The sequence below is a fragment of the Bifidobacterium sp. FKU genome (assembly GCF_026016385.1).
Lineage (GTDB): Bacteria > Actinomycetota > Actinomycetes > Actinomycetales > Bifidobacteriaceae > Bifidobacterium > Bifidobacterium infantis.
This window is the reverse complement of record NZ_CP092888.1, coordinates 1,976,301-2,000,080: the sequence shown is the minus strand read 5'-3', so window position 1 is coordinate 2,000,080 and position 23,780 is coordinate 1,976,301. Positions and strand designations below refer to the sequence as shown.

General features: G+C 54.2%; 17 protein-coding genes and 2 pseudogenes. 17 read left to right on the top strand and 2 right to left on the bottom strand.

From position 1 onward, the window contains the following. The first annotated feature begins 34 nt into the window (after positions 1–34). The 13 genes and pseudogenes from MMB48_RS09045 (at position 35) to MMB48_RS08995 (ending at position 12,189) form a co-directional block, all read left to right on the top strand. Positions 35–1,399 carry a PFL family protein gene (locus MMB48_RS09045; protein ID WP_032744829.1) on the top strand — a complete coding sequence of 455 codons (1,365 nt, stop codon included), beginning with the start codon at positions 35–37 and terminating at the stop codon, positions 1,397–1,399. Between the two features lie 338 nt (positions 1,400–1,737). Continuing rightward, positions 1,738–2,098: pseudogene (locus MMB48_RS11635) on the top strand (MFS transporter); the annotation flags it as partial. After that, positions 2,093–2,899: an ATP-binding protein gene (locus MMB48_RS09040; RefSeq protein WP_318156033.1), complete on the top strand. Its 807-nt coding sequence runs from the start codon at positions 2,093–2,095 to the stop codon at positions 2,897–2,899. The pseudogene MMB48_RS11635 and the gene MMB48_RS09040, both read left to right, overlap by 6 nt. Beyond that, positions 2,856–3,071 (top strand): DUF234 domain-containing protein, encoded by a 216-nt coding sequence (locus MMB48_RS11725; RefSeq protein WP_080714863.1) that lies wholly within the window; start codon positions 2,856–2,858, stop codon positions 3,069–3,071. Before MMB48_RS09040 ends, MMB48_RS11725 begins: the two co-directional genes overlap by 44 nt. Next, positions 3,023–3,301 (top strand): DUF234 domain-containing protein, encoded by a 279-nt coding sequence (locus MMB48_RS09035; protein WP_050496296.1) that lies wholly within the window; start codon positions 3,023–3,025, stop codon positions 3,299–3,301. The genes MMB48_RS11725 and MMB48_RS09035 overlap by 49 nt, the downstream gene beginning before the upstream one ends. Before the next feature lie 288 nt (positions 3,302–3,589). Then, on the top strand, positions 3,590–4,828 hold the full coding sequence (locus MMB48_RS09030; RefSeq protein WP_032744827.1) for an MFS transporter: 1,239 nt from the start codon (positions 3,590–3,592) through the stop codon (positions 4,826–4,828). Between the two features lie 12 nt (positions 4,829–4,840). Continuing rightward, a pseudogene (locus MMB48_RS09025) lies at positions 4,841–5,827 on the top strand (AMP-binding protein); the annotation flags it as partial. Between the two features lie 117 nt (positions 5,828–5,944). Next, a complete protein-coding gene (locus MMB48_RS09020; protein WP_320109844.1) occupies positions 5,945–7,852 on the top strand; it encodes a phosphopantetheine-binding protein in 1,908 nt (635 codons plus the stop codon). Between the two features lies 1 nt (position 7,853). After that, positions 7,854–9,041, top strand: a complete 1,188-nt coding sequence (locus MMB48_RS09015) for an ATP-grasp domain-containing protein (RefSeq protein WP_032744825.1) — start codon at positions 7,854–7,856, stop codon at positions 9,039–9,041. A 26-nt stretch (positions 9,042–9,067) separates the two neighbouring features. Next, a complete protein-coding gene (locus tag MMB48_RS09010; protein WP_230581269.1) occupies positions 9,068–10,393 on the top strand; it encodes an MFS transporter in 1,326 nt (441 codons plus the stop codon). A gap of 10 nt (positions 10,394–10,403) precedes the next feature. Next, entirely contained in the window at positions 10,404–11,117 is a 714-nt protein-coding gene (locus MMB48_RS09005) for a 4'-phosphopantetheinyl transferase family protein (RefSeq protein WP_080714860.1), read from the top strand. Between the two features lie 582 nt (positions 11,118–11,699). After that, positions 11,700–11,936, top strand: a complete 237-nt coding sequence (locus MMB48_RS09000) for a ribbon-helix-helix domain-containing protein (RefSeq protein ID WP_032744823.1) — start codon at positions 11,700–11,702, stop codon at positions 11,934–11,936. A gap of 25 nt (positions 11,937–11,961) precedes the next feature. Then, positions 11,962–12,189 carry a type II toxin-antitoxin system RelE family toxin gene (locus MMB48_RS08995; RefSeq protein WP_229773994.1) on the top strand — a complete coding sequence of 76 codons (228 nt, stop codon included), beginning with the start codon at positions 11,962–11,964 and terminating at the stop codon, positions 12,187–12,189. Between the two features lie 350 nt (positions 12,190–12,539). Here the strand turns inward: MMB48_RS08995 and MMB48_RS08990 are convergent, their stop codons facing one another. Then, positions 12,540–13,202: a tRNA (cytidine(34)-2'-O)-methyltransferase gene (locus tag MMB48_RS08990; protein WP_136527151.1), complete on the bottom strand. Its 663-nt coding sequence runs from the start codon at positions 13,200–13,202 to the stop codon at positions 12,540–12,542. A 20-nt stretch (positions 13,203–13,222) separates the two neighbouring features. Here MMB48_RS08990 and MMB48_RS08985 point away from each other — a divergent pair, with 20 nt between their 5' ends. The 4 genes from MMB48_RS08985 (at position 13,223) to MMB48_RS08970 (ending at position 22,971) form a co-directional block, all read left to right on the top strand. Then, a complete protein-coding gene (locus tag MMB48_RS08985; protein WP_032744820.1) occupies positions 13,223–14,179 on the top strand; it encodes an A/G-specific adenine glycosylase in 957 nt (318 codons plus the stop codon). A 64-nt stretch (positions 14,180–14,243) separates the two neighbouring features. After that, the gene (locus tag MMB48_RS08980) at positions 14,244–14,966 is read left to right on the top strand and encodes a hypothetical protein (protein WP_032744819.1); all 723 of its coding nucleotides are present in this window, start codon (positions 14,244–14,246) and stop codon (positions 14,964–14,966) included. A 236-nt stretch (positions 14,967–15,202) separates the two neighbouring features. Continuing rightward, positions 15,203–18,766 (top strand): DNA-directed RNA polymerase subunit beta, encoded by a 3,564-nt coding sequence (locus MMB48_RS08975; RefSeq protein WP_032744817.1) that lies wholly within the window; start codon positions 15,203–15,205, stop codon positions 18,764–18,766. Between the two features lie 167 nt (positions 18,767–18,933). Beyond that, positions 18,934–22,971 (top strand): DNA-directed RNA polymerase subunit beta', encoded by a 4,038-nt coding sequence (locus MMB48_RS08970; protein WP_032744816.1) that lies wholly within the window; start codon positions 18,934–18,936, stop codon positions 22,969–22,971. Positions 22,972–23,129: 158 nt separating this feature from the next. On the opposite strand, the gene MMB48_RS08965 is transcribed toward MMB48_RS08970, so the two are convergent. Further along, the gene (locus MMB48_RS08965; protein WP_032744815.1) at positions 23,130–23,768 is read right to left on the bottom strand and encodes an FHA domain-containing protein; all 639 of its coding nucleotides are present in this window, start codon (positions 23,766–23,768) and stop codon (positions 23,130–23,132) included. Positions 23,769–23,780 lie beyond the last annotated feature (12 nt).

The window sequence follows — 23,780 nt, the reverse complement described above, 5'->3', positions numbered from 1 at the left end:
AACTAGTCTTTAAATATCCTGTAAGGAACAAACCATGCTGAACATCATGGAGGTCCACGAGACCAATCAGATGATCGAGCAGGAGAAGCTCGACGTTCGCACCATCACCATGGGCATCTCGTTGCTCGACTGCGCCTCGGACGATGTCGACAAGACCTGCGGCAACATCTACCGCAAGATCACTACCTATGCCAAGGACCTCGTTTCCACCGGCAAGGCCATCGAACGCGACTACGGCATCCCGATCGTCAACAAGCGCATCACCGTCACCCCGATCTCGCTGGTCGGTGCCAGCTCCTGCAAGACGAGCGAGGACTTCGTCAAGATCGCCCACGCGCTTGACAAGGCGGCCAAGGAGGTCGGCGTCGACTTGATCGGCGGCTACTCCGCACTCGTCTCCAAGTCCATGACCCCGGCCGAGGAGTTGCTCATCCGCTCCCTGCCGCAAGCCCTTTCCGAGACCGACATCGTCTGCTCGTCCGTGAACGTCGGCTCCACCAAGACCGGCATCGACATGAACGCGGTCGAACTGCTCGGCCACATCATCAAGGACGTTGCCGAGCGCACCGCCGACAACGACTCCTACGGCTGCGTCAAGTTCGTGGCCTTCTGCAACGTGCCTGACGACAACCCGTTCATGGCCGGCGGCTTCCACGGCGTCACCGAAGGCGACGCGGTCATCAACGTCGGCGTCTCCGGCCCCGGCGTGGTCTCCCGCGCGCTCGATGCGGCCAAGGGCAAGGACTTCGAATTCCTGTGCGAGACCATCAAGCGCACCGCGTTCAAGATCACGCGCGTGGGTCAGCTTGTGGCTCAGGAGGCTTCCCGCCGCCTCGGCATCCCGTTCGGCATCATCGACCTGTCGCTCGCCCCGACCCCGGCCGTGGGCGACTCCGTGGGTGAAGTGCTGGAGAAGATCGGCCTCGAGCAGGTCGGCGCTCCCGGCACCACAGCGGCGCTCGCCATGCTCAACGACCAGGTCAAGAAGGGCGGCATCATGGCGTCCTCCTACGTGGGCGGCTTGTCCGGCGCGTTCATCCCGGTCTCCGAAGACAAGAACATGATCGACGCGGCTTCTTCCGGTTGCCTGACCCTCGAGAAGCTTGAGGCCATGACCTGCGTATGCTCGGTGGGCCTCGACATGATCGCCATTCCGGGCGATACCTCTGCTTCCACCATCTCCGGCCTGATCGCCGACGAAGCCGCCATCGGCATGGTCAATCAGAAGACCACTGCCGTGCGCGTGATCCCCGTGGCGGGCAAAGGCGTCGGCGAAATGGCGAACTTCGGCGGCCTCATGGGCTACGCGCCCATCATGCCGGTCAACCAGACCAGCTGCGAAGCTTTCGTAACCCGAGGCGGCCGTATTCCGGCACCGATTCACTCTTTCAAGAACTAGAGCATTCTGCGCATTAGTACATTGCTTCGGTCCCTCCGCAGAGGGACCGTTGTGTTTGCATATGGATGTGAGATGCGAGCTTGGCGGGGGAGTGCGGATTTTGGGCATGCGGATTGTGGGGAGTATGTGGGTTTCGGATACACGGCTGCTCGCGTGTGTCGGTGAGTGCGGATTCACAGGAAACTCGCAGAAAAACATGGTGGTTCCTGAAGGTTAGAGAGGTTAACTATGTCTCAGCTGCAAAAGCCCCGAACCGCAAGGTTTCCGATAATTGAATTCCTTCTTCTCTTCTCTCTCTAAGCCTGGAGGTTTCTGCCTTCGGGCTTTTTGTTACCTTTTTCCGGAAGGTCGGGGATGAACACCGCGTTGTCAAGCATCCGCTGCGTTCACTGCTTCCGTACCGGAAGGAAGTCGTGCTTGGTACGCTCGCCATGGGCATCACCTACACGTTGTTCTACGTGCTTAGTACTTGGTCGTTGAGCTATGGCGTTCAGCTTCTTCACTCCGGTGCTGCTGGTGCACAGTGTGCCGCGTGTGATGATCTTCCTGTGCGTCGGCTTTGTCATCATGGGTGGCCTGTTCGGACCGTGCGGCGCCTACCTGCCTGAGCTGTTCCCGACCCATGTGCGCTACTCCGGCACCGGTCTGAGCTACAACCTTGCTGCAATCTTCGGCGGAGCTTTCGCTCCGACCATCGCCGAATTTTACGGGCAGCCTTCAGAAACGCCGCCCTTCGCCACATGGCAGCAAGCCTTTGACTACATAGCCAAACGAGAACGGGAATCCAGTACACCGATGGTATTGGTATTCGACGAGTTTCCTTATGCAGCACTCGCCAACAACTCCCTTCCCTCGGTCCTCCAGATCGCCATCGACCATGATCTCAAACGAACCAATGTGATGCTGATTGTTTCCGGCAGCAACGAAGGATTCATGGAAAGCAAGGTGCTTGGCTCCAAAAGTCCCTTATTCGGCAGATGCACCGCGCAAATCCGGCTGCAGCCACTCAACTATCTGGAAGTCGCGAAATTCTTGCCGAACACCCCGCCGATTGAGCAGGTAGACTATTACGCTACCTTTGGCGGCATGCCATATTATCTGAGCCAACTTGACAAATCGGCCGGCTACCAGTCCAACGTCATCAACCTCTGCTTCGACAAACTCGGCACACTGTACGAGGAACCGATGATGCTGTTGCGCGAGGAGTTGCGCGAGCCTGCAATCTATTTTTCGGTGATGCAGGCCATTGCAAACGGCGAATCGACGCCCAAGGTAATCGCGGAGCATTCCGGAGTCGAGCACGGCAATGTTAACCTGTACCTGCAAACACTCAATAACCTCGGCCTTGTCGGAAAGCGAGTGCCGTTCAGTGAAAAACCGGAGCGCTCGCGCCGCGGCATGTACATCATCAAAGACCCCTTCTTCGCATACTGGTTCCGCTTCGTAGGCCCCCAACATGGGAGCCGTGGAACAGAATGCGGGCAGTATCGCAGCGCGTAGACTGGCTCTCGGCGAAGCGTTCGCCACCTATGTCGGTCAGCAATTCGAAGCGATTTGCGCCCAATGGCTGGCCTATGCCAACGCCGCTGGAAAACTTCCGTTCCTCGCCACCTCCTTCGGGAAATGGTGGGAACCAACCCGGCAAAACACGAACAGACCGACATCGACGTGATTGCAGCCGACGCCTCATCAAAAACCATATTGCTTGGCGAATGCAAATGGCGCAACAATCTTGACGAGACCGAGACCATCGAGTCCTTACGCGACCGTGTCGGATTGGTTCGTGGATTTGCCGCCACCCATTTGGCGGTATTCACCAAAAAACCGCTGAGCAAAGCCACACGAGCTAAATATCCCGAACTCATCGCCGAATCAGTCGATGAGCTGTATAGCACGTTGTAGCTGCTTACTTAGCAGCATGTGCTCGTCCGATTCCGGTTTACTTGGAAATGCTCTCCGGCGGATCGTCCGTGCAGCGACCCATCCAGCCAGACGAGACAGAGATGGACGAGTAGTCGTTCTTTTCCGCTTCGTTGCTGAATTCGGACTGTGGAACGTTGCATTGTTTGCGTTGTCCGAGGCTTGGTGCCCTCAGGTACGCCAAAACGTGGACGCAGCAATGAACAATTCCCCTATGACAACTAGCATGGGGAGACATTATTTGTAAAGCATAAAAGAAGGTCCATTCAAATGGAGAAGCTGAACGATATTAAAAGAGACTCCATATCAGTGAATTACTTTTTGAATACTGCTGCGTACAGCGGTCTCTTCTCCCTTCTTTCGGTTATTCTCACCGGCCAAGTTTCTGCGGCGTCATCGCTATATGTTGGACTGGCGCTCGGAATTTTATCTCTTTTTTCTAGAGGCAGTACTGTTTTTATAGGTAGCTTGATTGAGCGTTTCTCAACGGTATCCCTCACTGAGACCGGTTTCGGATTCATGGTTTTTTCACTTTTGCTGCTACAACCGGCAATGGGTGGTTTTATCGGCTTCCTTTTTGCGGATTTGGCTTTGCTGGGACTCGGTCTTTCATTGGTTAATTTTGCCCTACGAGGGCATATCATCGCTACAGTAAAGGATAAAAAAATTCAGGCTTCTTTGTTTGCTTTAGTGACCATGGCAGCCAATCTTGGATCCGCGATTGGACCTCTGGGTTCGAATTACATATATAAGGCTTTCGGACAAACGCTCTTTATTGCAATCATCGTCGGACTCTATGCTTTTTCTGCTTTACTAGCTCCAATAGCGCTGACTCATCATGTCTTCATACGCAATGAGAAAAGCGGCAAGGAAAACACTTCCTCCATCGTGAAAACCATTACAGACTCGCTGAAAAGTCCCGGTACGGTTCTTGCCATCCTGGCGGTGTTCGTGGGCAGTATCATGAATGGTCAGCTTTTTGCCGGAATGGCATTGGAATTCCACTCGTTATCCGATAGTCCAGTCATAAGAGGATTGTTCTATTCCATTGATGCCATATCGGTCATAGCACTGCAAATGCCGGTAAGTAAGATCATCTCGCGCAATATGACCAAAGAACATAATGCCACCTCATTCATAGTCAAAAGCCTGGGGATTTATGGAATTTCCTTCGCACTATTCGCCTGCGGAGTCTCGTCGTACTGGTGGATATGCATCATTTCCTTGGTTGTGTTCTCCATTGCAGAATGCATCTATGCGCCATTAATCAATATTGCTCTGGTAGAGGCACAGCCAGATAAGCCTTTGGTGGACATTCTGAACTATCGGCTGATAATTGCAGCCATTGGTGAATCGGCAGGCTCATTCCTTGGAGGTTGGATCGTTCCGGTACTACGTCCTGCAGGATTGACGGCTTGGTATTGGTGTGCACTGGCGTTAGTGGGAATAATGCCTGCAGTCGTCACTAATCAAATTAGAAAACGTGGACAAAGAATCATTCGTCGTTAAAGGGGAAGTCACATGCATCCACAAAGATTATTCATACTCGAGAAGATATTAACAAATGCCCTTAAACATCCCAATAGTGAGGCTGTTAAGGATGGAAATGGAACTTTTACATACTCGCAATTAGTTGAACAAGCCAAACGTATATCAACACAAATAGAAGAGCAGCATCTTTGTGGCTCGGTGATAAATGTAGATGTCGGTAGATGTAAAGAACGAGTGGTCGTTCTACTGGGAATTTTAATGTCCGGATCATTCTATCTCCCATTAGAAGAAGAATGGCCCGGAAAGCGTAAACAAGTAGTCTGCAACCAAGCGCATATCAGTGCAAGTGCGAAACTAACCGAAAACTCTACTCTTCGAATAGTTCCACAGCTCAATGATGGAAACCGCCCTAAAAAAGACCCTGTGCCTTCGGGCGGTGGATATCTTATTTTTACTTCAGGGTCAACAGGAACTCCCAAAGGCGTTGTTATTGCCGCATCTTCATTGGATTACGTGCTTAAAAATAGTATTGAACGTTTTAATGTGTCCAATAGCACAAAATTATTAGCCGTAGCATCTCCTGCATTCGATTTCTCTATTTTCGAGCTGCTACTACCTCTTGTAGCTGGCGGCACTGTTTGCATCGCCGACAAATCAATACCCAAAAATCCGGATTATTTTGAGCAGATTAGTAAAAAATGGTAGATTAATTGTTTCACTGGAACACCAACTATGTTTACGATGATGACAATGGGAGGTTGGATACCACAAACGAACGCCACTCTGATATTAGGTGGCGAAAATGTGTCAAATCTACTACTCAAAAACTTAAGCACAGCCAACCAAATATGGAATATTTACGGCACTACCGAGACCACTATCTATTGTCTTTCAAAAAAGCTAAAACTAGGTGAAGAAATCACATTAGGCAAACCACTCCCCGGAACCAAAGTCTGGGTGCAAACAACGAAAAAGAATGAGCGCACTGGTGAGCTGTATGTTGTGGGTCCTAGCGTTGGATTTGGTTATATAAATAATATCGAATTAACAAAAAGTAATTTTTTTACTGATAGCTCTACTGGCTTTCAAGGTTATAGAACAGGCGACCTCGTATCGCTGACATCTGCTGGAGAGATGTCTTTCATCGGGCGAGCTGACAATCAGATAAAAATCCATGGCTACAGAATTGAGACAGAAGAAGTTGAAAACCATATAAACGCTTTTCTGGGTGGTCATGAATCCTGTGTGAGCGCGATTAAGTCAGAATCCGAAACCCGACTTGTAGCTTTCTTGCCTAAAAACGCTCTCCAATCTCCGATTGATAGTATCGACGCTCTCAGAAATCGCTTAAAGCTTGTGCTGCCAAACTACGCAATTCCCTCAAATATTTTACTACTGGACGAACTGCCAATTAACAGTAATGGAAAGATCAATAGAGTTTTGCTTAAAAACAATTATTTGGAAAAAGTGAACATAAGTAATAGAAATAATAAACTTGCACAGTTGCGAGAATTGAAAAAACCTACAATGACTCAGTTTCTATCTAATTTATTGGATGAAGAGATTGGTGACGATGACAATCTTTTTGCCCATGGAATGAATAGTCTTAAAGTTGTACAGTTTGTTTCGAGGATGCGTCGCCTGGGACAATTCCTAAATGTACGAGATGTTTATCAAAACCCTACTGTAAATCAGCTGAAAAAAATCATTATTGAAACAGATAACGTATTTATCGCACCTAAAACCTGCATACTTGGTCGGAAGGAGTTCAGAGTTCTTCCATCTCAAAGACGATTTCTGAGCCACAATATAACTGCTTCACATAGCTTTGTGGAAAGTGTCGCAGCTAGCGTTCAAGCGAATACAATGATTGATTTGCAAGTTTGCGCTGAAATGCTGGTAAAAAAGTTCCCGAAAATTTCATATGGGTTATCTTTCAAAGGTCGAGAACAACATCCGAATCTCGTCAAGATTGATGAGCCTATTATGGTTAAAACTATTAAGCTTAGCCCAACTGATGATATCCAGTCAAAGATCGATGAGACTCTTGAAACGTCAGCTTCAAATTTAAACATCAAGAACGGCCCCATTGCCGTGCTCCATTATTTCACTAAGCGTGATACTCATTTATTAGTGCTAGTTATCCATCACTGGGCATGCGATGCATTGACTATTCATGAATACGAGTCTGCATTAAAAGAGTTAGCAGAAACAAAAAGAGCAGGAATCGGCATATCTGAACCGGTAGAAGAGATTCCCGGATTCCTGCAGTATGCTGGGTTCTTGGAGGATTTTTATAACTCAGACAAAGGAAGAAAAAAGATAGAGCAACTTCCTGATATTAAAAGACACGACAGTCTCTCTGCTTCTTGGTATCGCGAAAGCAACGGAAGTAATCCTGAAATTTTACCACCACTATATATTAGAGATCACTCTATTCGTTTGTTGCAAGAAAGAGATGATGGACAATATGGATTATTAGATAAGCTATCCTTAGCGGCGTTGACTAATGCAGCTTCAGAATGCCTCAACCTCGACAACATTGTTGTCGACGTAACTCGAAATGGGCGCGAACAAGCTGACTGTCCTGTTCTTCCTTCAATGACAGGGTGGATTAGCAGCTCAGTTCCATTTTTCCACAAACACTGCAGATTTAATTCAGTCGATGAAGAGCTGCTTGCCCTTAATACAGAGTATGAAGAAATGTTGCAGCAAGAGACTGCTTGGAACTCATTCCGTTCAAACTCTCCTCATGTATATCCAGAAGCTTGCCCCACATTCTTTCTGAACGTAACGCGCTCTTCCCATAAGAACGAAGCATCTCCACTTTCAACAAGCTTAATCCGAGGAAGCACGTATCCGTATTCATATGGTTATCCAATTGAAGTGAGGATACAATATTTTAATGATGAGGCCAAAGTTAGAATCTCGTATAACAACGCATATTTTAGCAAGGAGACGATAGAACAATTTTTAGATTTTTTTAAGGAGCATATCCTTTTAGTATCTCATGTTTTAGCAAATGCACTAGAAAGGGAATAATATGAAAGTACTACTAATGCAACAACCCAAATCTTTCTCGAATTATCCAAAATGGATCGAAGAGGGCCAAGAACGTTTCGATTGTTTAGAAGTTATGGTCTTCACCTCGAACGATCGAGCCGCACACCATAGTTGGCCGAGCTCCGTCATCAAGGAAATCGAGGTTTCCGATTATTCCTCTGATAGCGCTACCGCAAAATTCTTTGATATTGTCAGGAAATTTAAACCAGATAGGATAGTTTCCAGCTCAGAGGAAGACGTACTGAGGGTTGCAGAGGCGAGAAGTTTATTTGGAATTCCCGGTTTACAGCATGAACTGGCGTTAAGCTGTCGAGATAAAGTCACGATGAAACAATCGGCCCTTGATGCCGGATTAAAGATTATTCCCTATACCACCTGCCAAGGCTTTGGAGATATTATTTCGGCGTTCGATCATTGGGAGACGGTTGTTCTCAAACCTCGATGGGGCGCAGGGTCTGCAGGCATTACGATATTGCATTCGAAAGATGACCTGCCCGCTTTAGCTACCAAGCCGGAATTCATACGAAACGTGCATTCAAACCAGTATTACTTAGAGGAATATTGTTCCGTTTCCGTCTACCATGTGGATGTAGTCTATATCAATTCCGGTTCGATTCTGATCTCACCATCACGGTATCTTGTCCCGCCACTGGATTTCGAGAAACAAAACACCGGTTCCGTGATGTTGGATGAGAACGATGCCGACTACTCCGAGCTGCTCCGACTGACAAAGCAATTAATTGCATCTTTCAGCGATCAGACAATTCCGAATGTGATGCATATCGAATTCTATAAGAATGAAACCGGTGATTTCGTATTCGGGGAAATGGCGGCACGCAGAGGAGGCGGTCTCATCAAGCAGGAGCTGGCAGCCGCCTATGGCATAGACCAAAGCAAGGCCAACTTCCTATTGGAACTTGGTCTTGTCGATGCGGATGCGAATATTACGCGATCATCTCAGTATGGCATACTGCTGGAAACCGCCGGATTGAACTGGCCAAAGGAAAAAGAAATCCCGGATTGGGCGGTTTTGGAATCTGTGGGCAAGAAAAAAGGTATCGCTCATAACTCTGTTGATTCTGACAGGAAATTCCTTATTTCCGGCAATAATGAATCTGAGATTATTCAACGTTCTAATTATCTTATAAATAGTCAATATAATGAGTAAAATTAACTTTTTACAGAGGGGTAATTGTGACTAATTCTGCAGCAGGTTCTATATATGACGAATTATTATGTAGAATTGATAATTCTACTGAATCTAGACTCTTCCGTAAAATAGTGATACTAGTATCGCTAGGGATGTTGGAAGCCAGTATTGACGTCTATATGGGAAGTGCAGTAGCAGGTAGTCTGACTGCATCAAAATGGTCGACATCTCAAGAAACCAGCATGTTTCTTTCAGCGAACTTTTTAGGACTACTCATCGGTTCTCTAATTGCTGGCCTAATAGGAGACTGCAAAGGAAGAAAAGTAGCATATCAAATTAATTTGTTGCTTTTCGGTGGATTTACTGTACTCGGTGCTTTTTCTCCTAACATGGACATGCTGATAGTCTGCAGGTTCCTTGCGGGAATCGGTCTTGGCTCAGAAATAGTGACAGGGTTTGCTTTCATTAACGAATTTGCACCTGTAGCAAGACGGGGAAGGTGGTGTGGACTAGTCTCACTTGGCGCTAATTGCGGGTTGCCTACATCGATTCTTTTATCAGCTGTGATAATCCCAAACACTTCTTGGCGCGTAGTTTTCTTTGCCGTGGGCATATTGGCCATTGTGCTTTGGTTTTTTCGTAAGGACATTCCTGAATCACCCAGGTGGCTAATCAGCAAAGGACGGTATAGGGAAGCAGCTCTTATCGTGGAACAGTTGAGCAGTGCATCCACAGCAACAAATTATGGAAATAACGATAAGTTAAAAAGGACTGCGTTGCAGAATCCCGATCAACAGGATAATTTATTCGTTATGCTTACTGTAGGTGTTGTAGCAGCGGTTGCAGCAAACGTATGCTCCTACACTTTCACAACTTGGGTACCAACAATCTTAGTTTCAAAAGGAATTAGCTTATCGAGTTCACTTTTAACAAGTAGCTTAATGATGTTTGGGGCACCTTTTGGCTGCTTAATGGCCCTGCTTTTACTTGATAAAATAGGTCGAAAAAAGATGATTGTATTGGCTTTTCTGATGACAGCGATTCTAGGAATAGCTTATGCAAAGCAAGCAACAACAATTTCAGCGATAATACTGGGGTTCTTTTTGGTATTGTTTTTGTATATACTTACTGCTGCTGTTACGGCTGTTTATGTTCCAGAATTATTTCCAACACGAATCCGTTTCCGCTGCGTCGGCATAGTAAACGCTGCGGCAAAATCAGGAAATGTTTTTATGCCACTGTTTATAGCTTTTCTCCTAGCAGAGAAACAAGAAGGACTGATATATGTAAGCATTAGTGGTTTAGCTATAGCCGCAATGGTAATTGTTATCTTCTTTGGCCCTGAAACCTCTCATCGTAAATTACGGTAAATGTTCAAAAATGATCTCATCTTACACAGATAATCCCTATAGCATAATTCATACAGGAAATATTACTACCATTTATACGTATGTGAAAAATCTTCCTAGATCACATGAGTTTGAAGCTGTCGAAGGAAAGAATGGCTATACCCAACGTTTCTACCAGCAGTCTCTAGACGCCCGAACTTGCGCTCGATATGCATTTAGCGAGTACAACATTACAAGAAGTGAGATTCTTTCTGACATATATGGAAAACCTGTTTGGCCGGAAGGGATAATCGGCAGTCTATCTCATTGCGAAGGGTGCGTGGGAGCAGCTATAGCTCATACCTATTATTATCGATCTATAGGAATCGATATCGAAGAAAATTATTTTTTACCAATAGAAATTATACATTTTTCTTTGTTTGATAATGAAATTAAAACTATCAGTAGGTTAAAAAATAGCAATCCTACTGTTGCTTGGGATAGACTATTCTTTTCTGCAAAAGAAGCAGTATACAAGGCAATCTCATACGCAGAAAATACTGCTATACCCTTTACGGATATAGAAATTTCTCTGTTACCTATTCGCAAATTTCGTCTGAAATCAATTAGAAGTTCTTACGGTACAACGGTAAATGGACCGATTCCTTCTGTCACTGGTGAATGGAGAATACTGCAAGACAAAGAGCATAGGAAACAGTTCATACTAACGACAGCATGCATGCATAACAACTCTCAAACAGCATGAACATCGATGAGATGCCAAATTGCAATGTTAGGGGCTTAAAAGCATATGATGCAATATTCTGTACATCATATATCTACAACTATCAGCAACTGAAGGATAAGAAGCTGCAGATGTTTTCTACGCAGTTTTGAAGTGATGAAAGCAAAGCCTGATAGGCATCTCCCACACCGTCCGCAGCCCCTTATCCACCGTCCATGAACACGTACATATAATCAGAATCTTAATAGTCTTGTGCACCATGACTCGATGGTTTTCATACTTCTCCAAATTAGTCGCTCAGAGGCCACGATGGCCGGCAACCGTTCGCTGCTCGGCAACTGGTATGTCAATCTGTTCATTGGATAGGTCGCAAAGTACTTGCCATCAGAGTTTTTCGGTGATCTTCTTGCGACGCCAGTAATGTTCAACCGCAGCGGCAAGCACGTCCTTGCGCCGCTCTCCTTCGGAGCCTTGCGAATGCGTTTCAGCATCTGCTCTTTTTGCTTATTTCCCCAAGTTAGGAGAGCAACAGTCTTCGAGGCACTTTGTGAGAATCACAAAAGTGTTAACATGTATAACACGTAAACGTTTGGGAGGTGCACTATGGCCACGGTTACTGCAGCATTAAGGATGCCTGTCGAATTGGCGGCTCGTTACGATTGTCTGGCGAAAGCGACTGGTCGTACGAAGACGTTTTACATGAACGAAGCCCTTACCGAATCGATCGATAGGTTTGAGTATGAATACGGCATTATGAAAAAGGTCGAGGATTGGCGTGCCGGCAGACTCGAAACCGTGACGCTCGACGAGCTGGAGGAAAGCCTTGGCTTGGAGGATTGAGATTGACAAGGGCGTCCAGCGTTCGATGAAGAAGCTGGATCGTAATGTTGCCAAGAGAATCATCGCAAAGCTTAGGGAAATTTCACAGTTGGAAGATCCGAGAAGCACCGGCAAGGCTCTTGCCGGTAATCTGGCAGGGCTGTGGCGTTACCGTGTCGGGGACTATCGTATCGTGTGCGATATAGAGGATGAGGTTCTGCTGATTCTTGTGATTGATGTCGCGCACAGGAGCAAGGTGTACAAGCGTTGCTGATTGCTGCACCAAGGTTCCGTTGGCTCTGCCGGTGAGAAACCAGCGGATGGGAGAAATTGCCGTGTTCGACCCTATCGGGTCTCGTTCGGCGGGGCTATGCATAAGCCCACTGGGCGCTTATGCATCACGCTCCGATTGCAATTATTGACCGGCTTGCGGCCGGACTGTCACTTTTCCTCGTTCAGGCCTATCGGCCTTCACTTGGCGGAGCTACTCGGAAGCGCACTGCGCTTCCTCCTCACGCTCCGTCCTGCAATTGTGGTCTCGCTGCGCGAGGCTCAGGGTTTCCTCTCTCATGCCTGTCGGTGTTCGTTCGGCGTCGCTACTCGAAGGCCCACCGGGCCTTCTCCTCACGCTCCGCCCTTGAAATTCAGTTGGCGCCAGGCTTCGTAGATGGCGATGGACGCGCAATTGGTGAGGTTCAGGGAACGCAAGGACGGGCGCATGGGCAGTCGCACCTGTTCGGCCACATGCGGGCCTTCCATGATGTCCATCGGGTCGGGGATGTCGCCGGGTTCGGGGCCGAACAGCAGGATGTCGGTCGGCTTGTATTCCACTTCGGTGTACAGCTTGGTGGCATGTGCGGTGAACGCGATGATGCGCGAATTGGGCATGGACTCCACCAGGTTGTCGAAATTCGGGTGCAGCACCACGTGGGCCATGTCGTGGTAGTCGAGGCCTGCTCGGCGCAGCTTGGTGTCGCGCAGGTTGAAACCCAACGGCTCCACCAAATGCAGGATGGTGCCGGTCACCGCGCACAGGCGGATGGCCGAACCGGTGTTGCCGGGAATACGCGGCGAGTAATAGCACAGGTGCGGCGTCACGGTTTCGGTGGCGGCGGCCTTCTCGGCGGAAAGCATCGCGTCCACCACGGAGATGGGGTTGCCATGCGCGTCGGTTACGAGTTCGTCCGGTCCGTAATTCGATTTACGGTACCCGTACTCGAACATCTTCTCGACTTTTGTTTCGGGATTCTGCGCGTTCTGCGAATTCTGTTCTGCCTCGTTCGTCATAGCTGCTAAGAATAAGAACGATGAACGACACAGCAATTTCTTTACGGCTCGGCGCATGGTGGGAGGCCAATGCGCGTGACTTGCCATGGCGCTTCGGACGAGCCACGCCGTGGGGCGTGCTGGTCAGTGAGGTGATGAGCCAGCAGACGCAGATGAGTCGTGTGGTGCCGTATTGGCACGATTGGATGGCACGCTGGCCTGACGCCCGTGCTCTTGCCGCAGCACCTAAAGCCGATGTGATCACCGCATGGGGCCGGCTTGGCTATCCTCGCCGTGCGCTGCGATTGCAGGAATGCGCCCGCGTGGTGGCGGAAGAATATGGCGATGAGCTGCCTCGCACCTACGACGAGCTCGTCGCTCTGCCCGGTATCGGCGACTACACCGCCTCCGCCGTGCTGAGCTTTGCATTCGGTGAGCGCATTGCGGTAATCGATACGAATATTCGCCGCGTGCTGAGCCGCGTATTCCTCGGCACCGAATCTCGCGGGGGAGCGGCGAGCCCGGCCGAACGCGCGCTCGCCAACCGCATGTTGCCCCAAGACAGGGTTTGTGGGGACGGTGCCGATTGCACGGACCATGCATATCGATCCGGCGAACACACTTTCCTGCAGCGCAGCGAACCTCCATCGGTCACGTGGAATCAGTCGGTGATGGAATTGGGCGCGGTGGTTTGCACAGCCAAGACGCCGTTATGCGAGATTTGCCCGATTGCGGATGATTGTGCATTTCTCAAAGCCGGTCGCCCCGGACTGGGGGAGCGGCGCACCCGCCCGCGGCAGCGATTCCAAGGCACTGATCGTCAGGTGCGCGGTCTGGTGCTCGCCGCGCTGCGCGAGCTTCCCGCTGGAGTCACGTTGCCCAGGGAAGATGCCGACAAGCTTTGGAAGGACCAGATTCAGCTTGCCGCCTGCATCACCAGCCTTGACGATGATGGCCTAATCGAGATTCTGGACGGCGGACTGCGACTACCCAACTGACATTGTGAAAAATGGTGGGCTCCCCAAGCGTGTATGGGTGTGGTGACCGTAGACTGGAAGAGTTATGGCAGTGCAGAGGAACACATCAGGCGCGAGAACGGCACGCGGAGCCGGTGCCGGGGCTAATGGGCCATCCGGCGGGCCCGCCCGAAACGACCGTTCCGGCAAGCCGCGCAAGCGCAAGATCAGCAAAAAGCAGCAGGCCATCTATCGTCGTCGGCGTATCGTGGCCGGTACGGTGTTGCTGCTGATAATCGCGCTGATTGTATTCTGCGTGTACAGCCTTGGCCGGGGTATCGGTGCCGTGAACACGATGATTCACCATGACGAGGTGTATGCGATTTCCCGCGACGCCACGCCGGCGCCGAAGAAAGTCAGCAACGTCAAGGATTGCTCGGCCAGTGATGTGACATTGCAGCTTTCCGCGGCCTCCCAATCCGTGCCGGTAGGAGGATCGCTTGATTTCACCGCGACCATCGTGCACGAGGGGTCAGGCAACTGTTTGGTGGACGGGTCCGATTCCGGCCGTATGCTCACCATTACTTCCGGTCAGGAAACGATTTACAAGTCCGATGTGTGTCCGGCGGATTCGCGTCTGCTGCTGATGGCTAAGGGTGATAAGGACGTTCAGAAGGTCACGTGGAATACCAATGCGAACGCCACACTCACCGAATGCACGGATGAGTCGGGTTGGGCCAAGGTCAATGCGGGAACGTACGTGGCGCAGTTGAGTTTGAAAGATCATCCGAAGGTGAAGAGCGATCCGGTGACGTTTACGGTGGGGTAGGACCTGCGGTTGGTGCTTGGACGCTGGGTCTCTCCCTCAGTCTCGCTCCGCTCGACAGCTCCCTCGTCAGCGGGAGCTAAAGATGTCCTCGCATATCAGTATTCTTTTGACTTTGCATGAGGTGTGTCATATTGCGGGCATGCCGTCGACAATGAAGCGTCCGCATAGGCATATGGTGGCCATGCCGGCGCTCCCAGGGGAATTACCACATATTAGCGAGCGATAAGGAACGTCCATTGGCTACTGAGTCTACGACGAACACCACCACCATCATCGCACGCGCCGACCAGCATGACATTGACCTGCACAAGGCGTCGGATCGCGTGAACTTCGGTTCCATCAAGGAACCCATCGATGTGCCCTACCTGCTGGGCGTGCAGACCGACAGCTTCGATTGGCTGATCGGCTCCGACCGCTGGAAGAAGCGCGTCGAAGAGGATGAGGCCAACGGCACCAACACCGTGGCCCACACCTCCGGTCTCGACGAGGTCTTCAACGAGATCTCCCCGATCGAGAACTTTGCACAGACCATGTCCCTGACCTTCTCGGACCCGTACTTCGAGGAGCCGCGCCACACCGTGCAGGAGTGCAAGGAGAAGGATTACACCTACTCCGCTCCGCTGTACGTGAACGCCGAATTCGAGAACGGCGACACCGGCGAGATCAAGTCCCAGACCGTGTTTATGGGCGACTTCCCGCTGCAGACCCCGCACGGCACCTTCATCATCGGCGGCACCGAGCGAGTCATCGTCTCCCAGCTCGTGCGTTCCCCGGGCGTCTACTTCGACCGCCAGCAGGATCGCACCTCCGACAAGGAGGTCTTCGGCGCGAAGATCATCCCGAGCCGCGGTGCATGGCTCGAGTTCGAGATCGACAAGAAGGACCAGCCGCAGGTGCGCGTGGACCGCAAGCGCAAGCAGTCCGCCATCGTGTTCCTCATGGCCATCGGCATGACCAAGTCCGAGATCGCCCAGGCCTTCAAGGACTACCCGCTGGTGCTCGACGCCCTGGAGAAGGAAACCCTCGAGACCCAGGACGAGGCCCTCGTCGACCTCTACCGCAAGATTCGTCCGGCCGACACCCCGACCCCCGAGGCCGGCAAGAACCTGCTGGACTCCTTCTACTTCAACACCAAGCGCTACGATCTGGCCCGCGTCGGCCGCTACAAGATCAATCGCAAGCTGGGTGTCGAGGCCGATTTCAACGACCGTTCCCTCCACCAGGAAGACATCATCGCCACGATCAAGTATCTGGTGGCCCTGCACGACGGTGCGGCGACCTTCCCGGGCAAGCGCAACGGCGAAGACGTTGACCTGCGCGTGGACGTCGACGATATCGATCACTTCGGCAACCGTCGTATCCGCCAAGTCGGCGAGCTGATCCAGAACCAGCTGCGTACCGGTCTGAGCCGTATGGAGCGCGTGGTGCGCGAGCGCATGACCACTCAGGACGCCGAGGCCATCACCCCGCAGTCCCTGATCAACATCCGCCCGGTGAACGCCACTATCAAGGAGTTCTTCGGCACTTCCCAGCTCTCCCAGTTCATGGATCAGAACAACCCACTGTCCGGTGTGACGAACAAGCGTCGTCTTTCCGCACTGGGCCCCGGCGGTCTGTCCCGCGACCGCGCCTCCATGGAAGTGCGCGACGTGCACCCGTCCCACTTCGGCCGTATGTGCCCGATCGAGTCTCCTGAAGGCCCGAACATCGGTCTGATCGGCTCCCTGGCGACCTTCGGCCGCGTCAACCCGTTCGGCTTCATCGAGACCCCGTACCGCAAGGTCGTCAACGGCCACGTGACCGACGAGGTCGAGTACATGACCGCTGACCGTGATCTCGACCACGTCATCGCCCAGGCCAACCAGGAACTTGACGAGAACGGCAACTTCGTCTCCAAGTCCGCCCTTGCCCGAGTCGGCGAGGAAGAGGCGGTCGATGTGCCGGTGAGCTCCGTGGATTACATGGACGTCTCCCCGCGTCAGATGGTCTCCCTCGGCGCCTCCCTGATCCCGTTCCTGGAGCATGATGAGGGCCACCGTGCACTGATGGGTACCAACATGCAGCGTCAGGCCGTGCCGCTGATCGAATCCGAGCGCCCGCTGGTGGGCACCGGCTCCGAATGGCGCGCCGCCAACGACTCCGGCGACGTCATCAAGTCCGAGAAGGACGGTGTGGTCACCTACGTGTCCGCCGACCTGATCCGCGTGATGAACGACGACGGCACCACCAGCTCCTACAAGCTGGCCAAGTTCCAGCGCTCCAACCAGACCACCTGCTACAACCAGCGCCCGATCATCCATGATGGCGAACGTGTGGAGGCCGGCTCGGTGCTGGCCGATGGTCCTGCCATCCAGAAGGGCGACCTGGCCCTGGGCAAGAACCTGCTCATCGCCTTCATGCCTTGGAACGGCTACAACTACGAGGATGCTGTGATCATCTCCCAGCGCCTCGTGCAGGACGACACCCTCTCCTCCATCCACATCGAGGAGTACGAGATCGACGCCCGCGAAACCAAGCTGGGCGCCGAAGAGATCACCCGCGATCTGCCGAACGTCGGCGAGGACGCCGTGGCCAACCTCGACGAGCGCGGCATCATCCGCATCGGCGCCGAGGTCGAGGCCGGCGACATCCTGGTCGGTAAGGTCACCCCGAAGGGTGAGACCGAGCTGACCCCGGAGGAGCGCCTGCTGCGCGCCATCTTCGGCGAGAAGTCCCGCGAGGTGCGCGACACCTCCCTGCGTGTGCCCCACGGCGAGACCGGTACCGTCATCGGCGTCAAGGAGATCACCCGCGAGGATGCCGAGGAGGACGGTGACGAGCTGCCCAACGGCGTCAACCAGATGATCCGTGTCTACATCGCCCAGCACCGCAAGATCACGGTGGGCGACAAGCTCTCCGGCCGCCACGGCAACAAGGGCTGCATCTCCCGCATCCTGCCGGAAGAGGACATGCCGTTCCTGGCTGACGGTACTCCGGTCGACATCATGTTGAACCCGCTGGGTGTGCCTTCCCGAATGAACCTCGGTCAGGTGCTCGAACTGCACCTTGGCTGGATCGCCCACTCCGGTTGGGATATCTCCCTTGACCCGAACATGGAAGCCGAGTGGAAGAAGCTGGTTCCGTCCGGTGCCGAGAAGGCCGAGCCGAACACCCCGGTCGCCACCCCGGTGTTCGACGGTGTCAAGCCCGAGGTCCTGAAGGGCCTGCTGTCCACCACGCTGCCGAACCGTGACGGCGACCGTCTGGTCGGCCCCGACGGCAAGGCCACCCTGTTCGATGGCCGTACCGGTGAGCCGTACACCAAGCCGATTTCCGTTGGCTACATGTACATGTTGAAGCTGCACCACCTGGTCGACGACAAGATTCACGCTCGTTCCACCGGCCCGTACTCCATGATCACCCAGCAGCCGCTCGGTGGTAAGGCCCAGTTCGGTGGCCAGCGCTTCGGCGAGATGGAGGTGTGGGCCCTTGAGGCCTACGGTGCCGCCTACACGCTGCACGAGATGATGACCACCAAGTCCGATGACGTCGACGGCCGCGTGCGCGTCTACGGTGCCATCGTCAAGGGCGATAACCTGCCGCCGGCAGGCATCCCTGAGTCGTTCAAGGTGCTCCTGAAGGAAATGCAGTCCCTGTCCCTGAACGTCGAAGTGCTCAACGCCGAAGGCGTGGCCATCGACATGAAGGATGAGGATGACGATCCGGCCAGCTCCGCTGACGACCTCGGCTTCAACATTGGCGCCCGCTCCGACGCGGCCGCCAAGGAAGACCAGAAGGCCGAAGAGCCCGAATACCAGTGATCCCTCGGGCTGCATGCGGTCAATACGCCGCGTGTAGCCCCGCCAACGTGAAATAGATAACGTACAGAGACCTTTCCGGTTTGCACTACCCCTCAGTCAGCCTTGGCTGACAGCTCCCCTGACAAGGGGAGCTCGGGAAGGTCTCAAGAACAGAAACGGATTAACAAGTGCTGGACGTCAACGCATTTGACAAGATTCGCATCGGCCTTGCCACCGCCGATGACATCCGTGGTTGGAGCCACGGTGAGGTCAAGAAGCCTGAAACCATCAACTACCGTACGCTGAAGCCTGAGAAGGACGGTCTGTTCGGCGAACAGATCTTCGGTCCGACCCGTGACTGGGAATGCGCCTGCGGCAAGTACAAGCGCGTGCGCTTCAAGGGCATCGTCTGCGAGCGATGCGGCGTCGAAGTGACCCGCAGCCGCGTGCGCCGTGAGCGCATGGGCCACATCGAGCTCGCCGCCCCGGTGACGCACATCTGGTTCTTCAAGGGTGTGCCTTCCCGCCTCGGCTACCTGCTGAACGTCACCCCGAAGGATCTGGAGCGCGTGATCTACTTCGCCTCCTACATGGTCACCGAGGTGAACGAGGACGAGCGTCACAACGATCTGCCCGGCCTGCAGGACGAGTTCGATTCCGAGATCAAACGCCTTGAGCAGCGCCGTGACTCCGACATCGAAGCCCGCGCCAAGAAGGTCGAAGAGGATCTCGCCGCCCTTGAGGAGGCCGGCGAGGCCAAGGGCCCGGCCCGCACCAAGCTGCGTAACGGTGCCGAGCGCGATATGGCCGCCATCCGCACCCGCTACAACGACCAGATCGCCCGTGTGGACGCCGTCTTCGACAAGTTCAAGAAGCTCAAGCCCGGCGACATGGTCGACGACGTGGACCTGTGGCGCGAGATGCAGGACCGCTACGGCGATTACTTCGACGGCTGCATGGGCGCCGAAGCCATCAAGAAGCGCCTGCAGTCCCTTGACCTGGACACCATCTCCAAGGAACTGCGTGAGGAGATCAAGGACGCTTCCGAACAGCGTAAGACCAAGGCCCTGAAGCGTCTCAAGGTCGTCAACGCCTTCCTGACCACCGGCAACAAGCCGGAGGCCATGGTGCTTGACGTGATTCCGGTCATCCCGCCGGACCTGCGCCCGATGGTCCAGCTCGACGGTGGCCGCTTCGCCACCTCCGACCTCAACGACCTGTACCGCCGTGTGATCAATCGTAACAACCGTCTGAAGCGACTGATCGAGCTCGGCGCCCCTGAAATCATGCTCAACAACGAGAAGCGCATGCTTCAGGAAGCCGTCGACTCCCTGTTCGATAACGGCCGTCGTGGTCGCCCGGTCACCGGTGCCTCCAACCGTCCGCTGAAGTCCCTGTCCGACATGCTCAAGGGTAAGCAGGGTCGTTTCCGTCAGAACCTGCTCGGTAAGCGAGTCGACTACTCCGGCCGTTCCGTGATCGTGGTCGGCCCGTCCCTGCGCATGCACCAGTGTGGTCTGCCGAAGCCGATGGCCCTCGAGCTGTTCAAGCCGTTCGTCATCAAGCGCCTGGTTGACCTCAACTACGCACAGAACATGAAGTCCGCCAAGCGTCTCGTGGACCGCGGCGACGCCGAAGTGTGGGGCGTGCTCGAGGAGGTCATCTCCGAGCACCCCGTGCTGCTCAACCGTGCACCTACGCTGCACCGTCTGGGTATTCAGGCATTCGAGCCGATCCTGGTGGAAGGCAAGGCCATCCACCTGCCGCCGCTGGCCTGCGCCGCCTTCAACGCCGACTTCGATGGTGACCAGATGGCAGTCCACCTGCCCCTGTCCGCCGAGGCCCAGGCCGAGGCCCGCTCGCTGATGATGGCTTCCGACAACATCCTGAAGCCGGCTGACGGTCACACCGTGACCATGCCGTCCCAGGACATGATCCTCGGTCTGTACTACCTGTCCACCGTGCTGGAAGGCGCCAAGGGCCAGGGCCGCGTGTTCTCCTCGCTGGAAGAGGCCGAAATGGCCCTCGACCGCCACGAGATCGACATGCAGGCCAAGGTGCTCATCCGCCTGCCCGAGAGCTTCGTTCTGCCGAAGAACTGGGAGCCCGGCGAGGTCAAGGTGCTCGACCCGCGCGAAGGTGAGGACGAGGTCGTCAAGGAAGAGCGCTTCCACGACGGCACCGTGCTGTTCGCCACCTCCTACGGCCGCATCCTGTTCAACGAGACCCTGCCGACCGACTACCCGTTCGTCAACGAGCAGGTGGCCAAGGGCCGTCTGTCCAAGATTGTCGATGACATCGCCATGCGTTACTCCACCCAGCAGGTGGCCGCCACGCTGGATGCCCTGAAGGATCTTGGCTTCACCCGCGCACCGTGGTCCGGTGTGTCCTTCGCGTTCTCCGACGTGAACGAGCCGCCCGAGCGCGACGAGAAGATCGCCGAGTACGAGGCCAAGGCCGACAAGGTCAACGCCAACTACGAGATGGGTCTGCTGACCGAGGAAGCTCGCCGTCAGGAACTCATCGACCTGTGGACCGAGTGCACCGCCGAGGTGTCCAAGGAAGTCGAGGAGAAGTTCGACCCGACCTCCAACCTGGCCATCATCGTGCAGTCCGGTGCACGAGGCAACATGATGCAGATCAACCAGATCGCAGGTATGCGAGGCCTCGTGGCTAACCCGAAGGGTGAGATCATTCCCCGACCGGTGAAGTCCAACTACCGCGACGGCCTGTCCGTGCTGGAGTACTTCATCTCCCAGCACGGTGCACGTAAGGGTCTGGCCGATACCGCACTGCGTACCGCAGAATCCGGTTACCTGACCCGTCGTCTGGTCGACGTCTCCCAGGACGTCATCGTGCGCGAAGAGGACTGCGGCACCAAGGCCGGTCTGCCCATCCGTGTCGCCGAGCGCGACAACGACGGCAACCTGGTGCTCGTCAAGGCCGCCGACGGTGGCCCGTACTCCCGTCTGCTCGCCGCCGACGTCATCGACCCGGCCGACGGACAGACCGTGCTGTACAAGCGCGACGACGCCCTGTCCATGGACGTGCTCAACGACCTCGTGGCCCACGGCGTCGAGGAAGTCAAGTGCCGTTCCGTGCTGACCTGCGAGTCCAAGCGCGGTGTGTGCGCCAAGTGCTATGGCTGGTCCCTGGCCACCAACAAGCTGGTCGATGTCGGCGAGACCGTCGGTATCGTCGCCGCCCAGTCCATCGGTGAGCCTGGTACCCAGCTGACGCTGCGTTCCTTCCACTCCGGTGGTGTGGCCGCGGCCTCCGATATCACCCAGGGTCTTCCCCGTGTCACCGAGCTTTTCGAGGCCCGCACCCCGAAGGGTGAGGCCCCGATCACCGAGTTCGCCGGCAGCATCAAGATCGTGGAGAACGATCGCGGTCGCCAGATCATCCTGACCCCGGACGCCGATTCCGGCGCGCCGAAGGAAGACGGCGTGATCAAGCCGATCACCTACCAGGTCTCCAAGCGCGTGCCGCTCAAGGTTGCCGACGGCGACCACATCAAGGTCGGCACCCAGCTGGTCGAAGGTTCTGTGGATCCCAAGAAGATCCTCACCATCCTCGGCAAGCGCGCCGCCCAGGTCAACATCGTGGAGGAAGTGCACACCGTGTACCGCTCCCAGGGTGTGGATATCCACGACAAGCACATCGAGGTCATCGTGCACCAGATGACCCGCCGCGTGACCATCATCGACTCCGGCGACACCGACCTGCTGCCGGGTGAGCTGGTGGACAATGCCCGCTTCCGCGAGATCAACCGCAACATCGTCAAGAACGGTGGCCGTCCGGCCGTCGGTCGTCCGGCGCTTATGGGCATCACCAAGGCGTCGCTGGCCACCGACTCCTGGCTGTCCGCCGCATCCTTCCAGGAGACCACCCGCGTGCTCACCGAAGCCGCCCTCTCCGAGAAGGTCGACGACCTCAAGGGCCTCAAGGAGAACGTCATCATCGGTAAGCTCATCCCGGCCGGTACGGGCCTCGCCCGCTACCGCAACGCCGTGGTCGAGCCCGACAAGGCCATCCGCGACACCATCTACCCGAACTTCGGTCTGGGCGGCGATGGCGATCTCGGCGACGCGAGCTTCTCCGATGCCGACCTGTCTGACCTGAACTTCTCGAATCTCGAGTTCGGTGATCTGAAGCTCGGCGACGACTTCAACCCGGATGATTTCTACTCCGATCAGGGCGGTCAGCCTGACATCGAGGAGTAAGCGAGAGAGTCCTAGAAAGGATGTCCTTTCTAGGACTCAGATCTTGCGTTAATCGCAATAAGATGGCCCGGAACTATATCAGTTCCGGGCCATCCGTATATTTGCCATTGTGATTTTCCTGTTGAACAAGAGCAGGCAGCCGCTCGTTGCTTGATCACTCAGGCCTGTTTTTCGGTGAACTGGAAGAACTGATCACCAATACGCACCGTTGAAGGTGCACTGAGCTTGAGCGTTGTGCCCTTGGTGACTTGGGTCTCCTGGCCATTGGTGATGATGTAGGTGCCGTTCAACGAGCCGTAGTCCTCGATCCACAGCGCGCCATCGGTGTCGATGCTGATGGCGGCATGGTTGCGGGACGTGGTGCGGGTCGGGTCTTTGATACGCTCCGCCTTGGCACCTTGCGGCACATCCATGGAAGGCTTGCGGCCCAGCAACGTGCTCTTATCGATCACAATGGTCTGGCCGGTGACATCGTTATGCAGCAGGTACGTCTTCTTCGGTGCCTTGGACGTGAACGAGGAGGAGAGCACGGTGCCGTCCCAATCCTCGATGTCGTTTTCGGCGGCGTGCAGTGTGGTGTCTGCCGGAGCGGTGGCAGCGGGCTCAGCGGCGGCGGTAGCGGCAGTGGCGGCAGGCTCTGCCGCAAAAGCGGTATTGGCCGCGGTTTCCGCAGAGCTGGGCTGCCCATAGTCGTTCTGCGGTTCGGCTGTGCCAACTGCGGAATCCGTGGTGCCTTCCACCGGATCGTCGGAATACCAACCCAGTTCAGGTGCTGGAGGGTAGGGAAGTTTGGCCATGATGATGCCGTC

Coding starts and splice junctions, on each gene's coding strand:
- MMB48_RS09045 (WP_032744829.1), top strand. CDS start 35: ATGCTGAACATCATGGAGGTCCACGAGACCAATCAGATGATCGAGCAG.
- MMB48_RS11725 (WP_080714863.1), top strand. CDS start 2,856: ATGGGAGCCGTGGAACAGAATGCGGGCAGTATCGCAGCGCGTAGACTG.
- MMB48_RS09035 (WP_050496296.1), top strand. CDS start 3,023: ATGGTGGGAACCAACCCGGCAAAACACGAACAGACCGACATCGACGTG.
- MMB48_RS09030 (WP_032744827.1), top strand. CDS start 3,590: ATGGAGAAGCTGAACGATATTAAAAGAGACTCCATATCAGTGAATTAC.
- MMB48_RS09020 (WP_320109844.1), top strand. CDS start 5,945: ATGTCTTTCATCGGGCGAGCTGACAATCAGATAAAAATCCATGGCTAC.
- MMB48_RS09015 (WP_032744825.1), top strand. CDS start 7,854: ATGAAAGTACTACTAATGCAACAACCCAAATCTTTCTCGAATTATCCA.
- MMB48_RS09005 (WP_080714860.1), top strand. CDS start 10,404: ATGATCTCATCTTACACAGATAATCCCTATAGCATAATTCATACAGGA.
- MMB48_RS09000 (WP_032744823.1), top strand. CDS start 11,700: ATGGCCACGGTTACTGCAGCATTAAGGATGCCTGTCGAATTGGCGGCT.
- MMB48_RS08995 (WP_229773994.1), top strand. CDS start 11,962: ATGAAGAAGCTGGATCGTAATGTTGCCAAGAGAATCATCGCAAAGCTT.
- MMB48_RS08990 (WP_136527151.1), bottom strand. CDS start 13,202: ATGACGAACGAGGCAGAACAGAATTCGCAGAACGCGCAGAATCCCGAA.
- MMB48_RS08985 (WP_032744820.1), top strand. CDS start 13,223: ATGAACGACACAGCAATTTCTTTACGGCTCGGCGCATGGTGGGAGGCC.
- MMB48_RS08980 (WP_032744819.1), top strand. CDS start 14,244: ATGGCAGTGCAGAGGAACACATCAGGCGCGAGAACGGCACGCGGAGCC.
- MMB48_RS08965 (WP_032744815.1), bottom strand. CDS start 23,768: ATGGCCAAACTTCCCTACCCTCCAGCACCTGAACTGGGTTGGTATTCC.